The 6,446-nt window shown below is 67.3% G+C and carries 7 protein-coding genes; 5 read left to right on the top strand and 2 right to left on the bottom strand.

What is annotated here, in order from left to right; all coding sequences use genetic code 11:
* Window positions 1–1,219: 1,219 nt before the first annotated feature.
* Window positions 1,220–2,110: an aminoglycoside phosphotransferase family protein gene (locus AB0P17_RS26700; protein ID WP_365814456.1), complete on the bottom strand. Its 891-nt coding sequence runs from the start codon at window positions 2,108–2,110 to the stop codon at window positions 1,220–1,222.
* Window positions 2,107–3,501, bottom strand: coding sequence for a helix-turn-helix transcriptional regulator (locus AB0P17_RS26695; protein WP_365814455.1), 1,395 nt, complete (start codon window positions 3,499–3,501; stop codon window positions 2,107–2,109). Before AB0P17_RS26695 ends, AB0P17_RS26700 begins: the two co-directional genes overlap by 4 nt.
* Before the next feature lie 149 nt (window positions 3,502–3,650).
* Between AB0P17_RS26695 and AB0P17_RS26690 the strand changes: the two genes are divergently transcribed.
* The 5 genes from AB0P17_RS26690 to AB0P17_RS26670 are packed head-to-tail and all read left to right on the top strand — an operon-like array spanning window position 3,651 to window position 6,415.
* Window positions 3,651–4,136 carry an ATP-binding protein gene (locus tag AB0P17_RS26690; protein WP_365814454.1) on the top strand — a complete coding sequence of 162 codons (486 nt, stop codon included), beginning with the start codon at window positions 3,651–3,653 and terminating at the stop codon, window positions 4,134–4,136.
* Window positions 4,133–4,657, top strand: a complete 525-nt coding sequence (locus AB0P17_RS26685; RefSeq protein ID WP_365814453.1) for a hypothetical protein — start codon at window positions 4,133–4,135, stop codon at window positions 4,655–4,657. Before AB0P17_RS26690 ends, AB0P17_RS26685 begins: the two co-directional genes overlap by 4 nt.
* Window positions 4,654–4,914 (top strand): hypothetical protein, encoded by a 261-nt coding sequence (locus tag AB0P17_RS26680; RefSeq protein WP_365814452.1) that lies wholly within the window; start codon window positions 4,654–4,656, stop codon window positions 4,912–4,914. Before AB0P17_RS26685 ends, AB0P17_RS26680 begins: the two co-directional genes overlap by 4 nt.
* Window positions 4,911–5,726, top strand: coding sequence for an ROK family transcriptional regulator (locus AB0P17_RS26675; protein WP_365814451.1), 816 nt, complete (start codon window positions 4,911–4,913; stop codon window positions 5,724–5,726). The genes AB0P17_RS26680 and AB0P17_RS26675 overlap by 4 nt, the downstream gene beginning before the upstream one ends.
* On the top strand, window positions 5,723–6,415 hold the full coding sequence (locus AB0P17_RS26670; protein ID WP_365814450.1) for an HAD family hydrolase: 693 nt from the start codon (window positions 5,723–5,725) through the stop codon (window positions 6,413–6,415). Before AB0P17_RS26675 ends, AB0P17_RS26670 begins: the two co-directional genes overlap by 4 nt.
* Window positions 6,416–6,446 lie beyond the last annotated feature (31 nt).

Below are 6,446 nucleotides of genomic sequence, written 5' to 3'. Positions count from 1 at the left end.
TTCAGGAGTCCACACAACCCCCGATGATCACGCGGTGGCCGTACCCGTTCCCAGCCGGGCCCGACTCAAGATCGCGAAGTCAGACTGGAGTACTAGGAGGGTTCGCAACGCCGTGGACGGATGTGGCGGCGCCGGAGGCGGTGGTGTCCTCATCAGCCCAGGAGGGTTCGCAACACCAGCGGAAAGCCGAACGGCAGCAAGCCGCACAGGTCCTCATCAGCCCAGGAGGGTTCGCAACGGAGTCACGCCTCTGTGGCGAGAGGCCGCCGCCGTCGTCCTCATCAGTCCAGGAGGGTTCGCAACGGGGCTGTCCCGGCTCCCCTCACCGCGCGGTCGTGCGCCCTCATGGGCCCAAGGAGGCTTACAACGCGGACTGGCCGGGCAGGCGGTCCCAGAAGCTCGGAAAGATTTGACAACCGCTGAATAATGGTTACCGCTTGGCGCGTGTCCTGGTCGGCGAATGAACGTTTACAACATGTGAGTTCTAGCGGCGAGACCTGGGATACTGCAGTGACTGGGGTCATGTTCGTCAGGGCGACATGAAATTTCGGTTGTATATTTATCTTCCCTGTTGGGATGGAAATGAAGGATACGCTCGACATGTGACGCTGTAATCACCTCTATAGAGTTTTATTGAAACTCGCCCAATTCGTGAAAGCGGATCGATTGGGCGAGTTCTCTTTTGTGTTCCGACTGGAATGTCGCGTCAGGTGGTTCGATCTGGTCATTTTGTCGAGTCCCGGGGTTCTAATCCTGGCGGGTTTCAAGGTGTGTGAAAGTGGGCCTTGAGTATAAGCGAATAAATGTGTTTGGATGCCCATTATGGGCCTGTCTGGATGCCGCTAGTCTCTTCCTGATTCAGGGCGTACCCTTCCGAAGGGGTTGGGTCGGATCCGGTGGTTCAGTAAGGGAGGTATGAGGCGTGAGGCGTATCGTTCTCTCGTTGTATGTCAGGTGTGACTTGAAAGGTGGAACTTCGAAGGGGACGGGTCGGGTTTTTGTGGTAATTCTTATCGTATCTATTGCTGCATTTTTTGGATGTATCTCTCTTCTTGGCCCGGGGGTCGATGTCGAAGAGCTGCCACGATGGAGGGGTGGCGGATGATTAAAGCTCGAGAACTCGCGAATTATTCTCGATCGGGGCGTTCGTTGCAATAGAGTGTCGGCCTGTATGGCTTCGGGGGTGAGCGGCCCTTTTTGATGCCGCCGCATCTTTCCCTTAAATGATTCCTTGCCAGGTCCACGGCGATTTCCCTGACCGGCCCCGGAGGCAGTCCACTCGGTGCCGGGCTTCCCATCGCCACTCGGAGTGAGTGGCTGCGTGCTGCGCGGCGTAGGTCGTCATGCGGAGTTCTCTCGTCCGGCGCATCGTGGCGTAGCCGGGCCATTTGAGTACGTCGGTGCCGTACGACGTGCAGAACTCGTCGTATTCGGCGGGGGTAATGGTGCCCGTGGTGGTGAGTTTGATCGCCGTGGAGACGAGGTCCCATTCGGGCGGCCCCTGGGAGCAGCGTTCCAGGTCCAGGAGGATCGCATCGTCGCCGTTGAGCGGGCGGGCGACGTTGCCGGTCCAAGCGTCGCCGTGGACGACGCACTCCGGCCGGCCCATCGGTAGTTCGGTCCAGGCAGCTTGCAGTTCGGCCAAGAGGCCGTGCAGCCAGGCGCGGTCGGGGGCCGGGAGGGTGGTGGCGGCGTCGATGCGTTCGCTGATGCGGACGAAGGGGTCGAGGCGGCCGATGGGGAAGTCAGGGAGGGGGAGGGCGTGGAGTTGTTTGAGGAGGGTCGCCACGTCCAGGACTGTGCCGTTCTTGTGGGGTGGCAGTTCCTCCCAGAAGGTGACGGGGCGGTCGTCGGCGATGACGGGGGAGTGCAGGCCGGGGTAGGGGCGTACGACCGGTATGCCGGTGGTGGTGAGCCAGCGGGCCAAGTGCAGTTCGCGTGCGGACTGACGCCGTTGGCCTGGTTTGGCGATCCGGGCGACCAGGCCGCCGGGTAGGCGCCAGATGGCGTTTTCGGCGAGGCGTATGGGGTCTGCGCCGGTGGCGTCCAGGCCGGCGGTGGCGCAGGCGGTCAGGAGCGCGTCGTACGTCTCGTGGTGGTGGCTGGTCATGCGGGGACCGTGGCGGTGACGCGTTCGCGCAGGGCGGTGGCGTTCTGGTTTCTGGGGTGCTGGGCGGCGAGGAGGCCGAGTTCCCGTACGTCGTCGGCGGCGCGACGGGAGTGGAGGTTGCCGACTTCGGAGAGCGCGCGGTGGCCGATGGCTGCGGCCTGGTCGGGGTCGCCGGTGGCCATGGTGAGGGAGGCGAGTTTGGTGCGGCTGATGGCACGGGAGCGGGCGTAGAGGTCGTCGTGGCCCTTGACGGCGGTGGTGAGGCGGCGGGCGGCGTGGCGAGGGTCGTGGCCCACGAGAGCGAGGTCGAACAGGGCGTGGCCGGTGTCGCCGTGGTGCTGGGCCTCGTCGTAGTACGTCATCCAGGGCGGGTCCTCGTCGGGGCGGGCCTCGGTGAAAGCGTCGTCGGCGGCGCCGATTGCGGCGAGGGTCTGCTGGACCTGGCCCATTTTGGCGAAGGCGCGGGCGCGTGCTGAGTGGAGCATGGCGCGTTCGGTGGCGGTGAGGCGGTCGGAGCGCGCGAGGCCCAGCTCGGCGTAGGTGAGGCCCTGGTCGGGCTCGCCGATCCAGACGGCCTGGCGGGCGAGGAAGGAGTACGACTTGGCGCGCAGGTGCCATTCGTTGGCTTCCTCGGCGCAGGCGGCGGCGAAGCGGAAGGTCTGGCGGGCGTCCGCGTGGGCGTAGGCGTCGAAGTGGCTCGCGGCGACGACGATGCCGAGGCGGGAGACCGCGGCGAAGAGCACGGGGCGTAGCTCCACCGGGCACTTCACGTGGAGCAGGTCCTCGGCCCAGAGCATGGCGGTGGTCGCGGTCTGCTTGACGATGCCGTCGCCGCCGTACCGGTTGTCCAGGCGTGAGATGAACGCCGCGGTGTCGATCAGCTCGCGGACGTCATGCGGCCGGATCTCGGTCGGGAGCGGTGTCGGCTGGGTCGGTTGGAGCAGGCGGGCGGTTCCCGGCACTGCGAGCGCGGCCAGTCCGGGTACGGCGAGGAAACTACGGCGGTCCACAGGTTCGGTGCCCCCATGCGTGAGCGATGCGTCTGCTGTAAGCATGCGTGCGCGGTGGGAGGGATTCAGGACGGGGGCGGGTGGTTGACCGGAAGAGTTGTCATCAGGGGCCTTCTTGTTGTCATCGCCGAAGACGTGCCCCCATCCCCTTTCGAAAACTCCGCTCGTTCCCAATGCCTTGTCCACAGCGAGAGCTGTCTCTATACGGCAGTTGTAGTCGCCGACCTCGATGCGGCGGATGACCTCGCGGCTGACGTGGGCTTTCGTGGCCAGTTCCTTGATTGACCAGCCGGCGATTTCCGTACGCCAATAACGCAGCTCGACCCCGAACCAGGCCCTGGGGGACATGCCCCCATCGAGTTTCTTCGGCGGCTGCGGCATGCCTTCTCCTGCCCTTCTCATGACAACTCTCCTGAAGTTGCCATCGGTTACTGCCCGCACGCGCTTCGTGAGGCGCACAGTGAAGTTGAACCATTCGTACCCAGTACACAGCGTTCCGTGAACCTTCCGCTGCAGAAATGGAATTCCCGATGCCTGAACTTCTCGCCTCCTCGGCGCTGCAGGACGCGTTGGGCCAGTCACCCTCCGGCCGCTCGCGCACCCCCGGCGCCCAGTGGGAGATGACGCTCACCGTCACGGAGCGTGGCATCGGGGACATACGGCGTGCCGTCCGGGCGCAGCTTCAACGCTGGGGCCGGGAAGAGGCCGGCGCGGTCACGCTGCTCGGCGTGTCCGAGCTGCTGACGAATGTGTTGCGGCACGCCCGCACGCCGGACGCGCGGATCGCCGTACGGGCCGGAGCCAACGGTGTGTACGTCGTCGTCAGCGACCTCGACCGACGGCTTCCGGTCATCAGGGCCACCGGTCCCCTGAGCGAGGACGGACGAGGGCTCGCGATGCTGGAAGCCCTGGCAGACGTGTTCGGCGTGACGGCGACGCCTTCGGGCAAGGACGTGTGGTTCCGCGTCGCGTGCGCCGAGGTGCGGTTGCCGGGTGGGCCGGGAGGCAGCACATGACCTATCCGGTGAACCACGAGTGGTCAGGGCTGAGGAGTCTTGTCCGCGCTCTCTTCGCGGCCGAGACCGGCACGGAGGAGATGACCGTTCCCCTCGGGCTGGGGCAGGGGCTGTTCGACGTGATCGTGTTCGCTTCCGGCCCCGCCGGCGAGGCCGTGGTCCGCGACCTGGACGAGATACAGCAGCCGTGCGGTTGCGGGCCGATCATTGTCGATCCGGCCCGGCCGGATCTGTTGTTCGGCCTGGTCCCGCCCGGTACGAGCCGTCGCTGGGACCACCCGCTCGCACACTGCCTTGGTTCCGGCACTTTCACCCTTCCTCCGCTCGGCCGCCTCGCGCCACCCGGCGCGTACTGGCATCGGCCTTGGGAGGAGACGCACCTCGTCGGCCCGGGAATGCTCCGTGCCGCACTGGACCGGCGCCGCCCCGCGCTGCCCTCGCACGGAGTGCTGCCCCAAGTCGGCCTGTCGGCCGGCCCCTCACGCGCCCTTACGAACCTCGATGAGGAACAGCCCCTATGAAACTGTCGCAAGCAGCCGCCGACCAGTGGAGACACCGCACGTCGGATTCCAGCGCCGTGCCGTTCATCGCCACCAGGAGCGGCGAGAACGCCACGAGCGTGATCGCCACCCGGCGCGACCTCTGTCAGATGTGCGCCGGTCCGCCGGATCACGACGAGGAGCGCGTGCTGCGGCTGCTCTCCGGGCAGCGGACAGCGCCCCTGCCCGGTCGCACGGTCGTTAACCTCATGGAATCCGAGGGGGCTTGGGCCTCGTGACGGTACCTCTGGCGACGTACGCGGCGGTTTACGGGTCCGGAAGGCCCACCTGGGCCGTCGACATCGGCGGGACCAAGTCCCTGCTGGGCCGTTTCGTCGGACGCAAACTGACGGTGGCGGCGGTGATCCGTACACCGGATGATCCTGCCGTCCTCGCCGCCTGGTTGAGGCGCCAGCTCCCCCGAGGAACCGCTCGGCTCGGCGTCGCCTTTCCCGGCGGACTGGACGAGGACGGTCGGGTGACCGCGTGGCCGAATCGCCCGGAGTGGGTGGGGTACGGGCTGCGGGACGCACTCGGCCGGATCGCGCACACCGTTGTCCTCCGCGACGACGGCGAGAGCGCTGCCGCGGGTGAGACCACGCGCGGGATCGCACAAGGGCGCTCGGACGCGCTCGTGGCCGTCCTCGGGACCGGGCTCGGTGGCGCGCTGGTGCTCGACGGGAAGGTCCGTCGGACAGTAGCGGCCGAGCCGCGCACCTTGGGGCATTTCGCCGTACTGCCCGGGGGTTCGTGCGGCTGCGGCGGTACGGGCTGCGCCCAGCTCGCCCTCCGTACGCTCCCGCCCGACGACCGGCTCGGGAACCGGTTGGACGGCTGGCCGGACGGCCTGCGTCTGGTCACCTTCCTCGGGGATCTGGTCCGGTTCCTGACCGTACCGACGGTTGTTCTGACCGGTGGTCTGCTGGCTCGCCCGGTGCTGCGCGCGCAGTTGCGCGTACGGATGGCGGCGTACGGCGTCGAAGTCCTCGTCCCCGCCCGGCCGGGGCTGTCGAGTCTGCTCGGTGCCGCTGTGCTGGAGCCGGTGGGATGAGCGGAACGAGCGACCGTGTGGGAGCTGTGCTGTTCGACCTGGACGGCACCCTGGCCGAGACCGCGCACATCACCGCGGCGGCCTTGACGCGGGCATGTGCTCGGGCGGGCGTGGCTGGTGGTCCGCCGATGGCCGAGTTCCAGGCGCTGTCCGGCCTGCCGCTGGAGGAGATCGTCGGCCGCCTGGGGCTGCCCGAGATGGTGGCCGAGCTGTACCGGGTGGAGGCGAGCGCCATGGTCACCGAGGCCAGGCTTTTTCCCGGCGCGCTCACCCTGCTCAGCGTTCTGCGCGCCCGGAGTGTGCCGGTCGGTGTGATCACCGGCAAGGACCGGCCCCGAACCCTGGCCACGCTCGACCACTTGAAGATCGGCGATCTGGTGCAGGCCCTCGTCACCCCGTCCGATCCGCCTGCGCCGAAGCCTTCGCCCGAGGGGGTGTGGTGGCTGTGCCGGCAACTCGGTGTCCCGGCGGGAGCGGCGGTGCTGGTCGGTGACTCCGTGACCGACATGGAAGCGGGGCGGGCCGCCGGAGTCCGTACCGTTTCCTGCGGCTGGGGAGTCGGTCGTCCAGAGGCGCTGGAGCAGCACCGCCCGTGGCGCGCCATCACTCATTTCGGTGAGTTGACGGTTCTGCTGGACGGCCTCACCGCGCTGCCGACCAGGGTGGACGGAGGTGCGCCGAGCACCTGACGGCTCAGCCTCCACCACACCGACTGACCAG

The sequence above is a fragment of the Streptomyces sp. NPDC088124 genome (genome assembly GCF_040685895.1).
Classification (GTDB): Bacteria; Actinomycetota; Actinomycetes; order Streptomycetales; family Streptomycetaceae; genus Streptomyces.
Note: the sequence above shows the minus strand (reverse complement) of the source record. Positions and strands in the feature narration are given on the sequence as shown.

Coding starts and splice junctions, on each gene's coding strand:
- AB0P17_RS26700 (WP_365814456.1), bottom strand. CDS start 2,110: ATGACCAGCCACCACCACGAGACGTACGACGCGCTCCTGACCGCCTGC.
- AB0P17_RS26695 (WP_365814455.1), bottom strand. CDS start 3,501: ATGCCGCAGCCGCCGAAGAAACTCGATGGGGGCATGTCCCCCAGGGCC.
- AB0P17_RS26690 (WP_365814454.1), top strand. CDS start 3,651: ATGCCTGAACTTCTCGCCTCCTCGGCGCTGCAGGACGCGTTGGGCCAG.
- AB0P17_RS26685 (WP_365814453.1), top strand. CDS start 4,133: ATGACCTATCCGGTGAACCACGAGTGGTCAGGGCTGAGGAGTCTTGTC.
- AB0P17_RS26680 (WP_365814452.1), top strand. CDS start 4,654: ATGAAACTGTCGCAAGCAGCCGCCGACCAGTGGAGACACCGCACGTCG.
- AB0P17_RS26670 (WP_365814450.1), top strand. CDS start 5,723: ATGAGCGGAACGAGCGACCGTGTGGGAGCTGTGCTGTTCGACCTGGAC.